The following is a 598-nucleotide window of genomic DNA, read 5'->3' on the forward strand; positions in this document are numbered from 1 at the left end:
GTGTGGCTGGGCACGTCCTCGAAGCCGCGCAGGCCGACGGCGGCCAGCGCCTGCCAGATCGCCTCGCGGCCGACCGGGGTGTGCAGCGCGCAGAGCCAGGCCAGGTTTTCCTCGGCGCTCAGCAGGCCCTTGATGCCGGCGGCGTGGCCGATCCACAAGAGATTGCGCGCCAGTTCGCCACGCTGTTCGGCCAGCGGCCTACCCTGCAGGCGGATGCTGCCGGCGGTGGGCTGCATCAGCCCGGCCAGCAGGCGCAGCAGGCTGGTCTTGCCGCTGCCGTTGGGGCCGCTGATCTGCAGCATGTCGCCGGCCTGCAGATGAAAATGCAGGTGTTCGAAGAGCATGCGCCAATCCCGCTCACAGCTGAGCGCCACGGCTTCGAGAAGGGGGGCGGGAGATGTCATCGCTACCTGGCAGGGTTAAAGTCGGCGGTGCCCCGGCCGCTATACTGACGCGAGCCGGAAGTGCGGTGCGGAACGGGGCGGCATTATACATGTCGCATCACTGTCCCCGCAGTCAGCATTTTCGACAGGGTGTTAATAGACTTTCGGCCTACCGAGCGCTCATGAGCGAAATCAGCAGTCCCCGTCCGCTTCCC

At 66.7% G+C, this 598-nt stretch carries 1 protein-coding gene; it reads right to left on the bottom strand.

From position 1 onward, the window contains the following. A partial coding sequence (ccmA, locus tag N878_RS25140; RefSeq protein ID WP_082457953.1) for a heme ABC exporter ATP-binding protein CcmA occupies positions 1-404 on the bottom strand: 404 nt, incomplete at its 3' end. Between the last annotated feature and the right edge of the window lie 194 nt (positions 405-598).

The sequence above is a fragment of the Pseudomonas sp. EGD-AK9 genome, from assembly GCF_000465935.2.
GTDB lineage: Bacteria > Pseudomonadota > Gammaproteobacteria > Pseudomonadales > Pseudomonadaceae > Aquipseudomonas.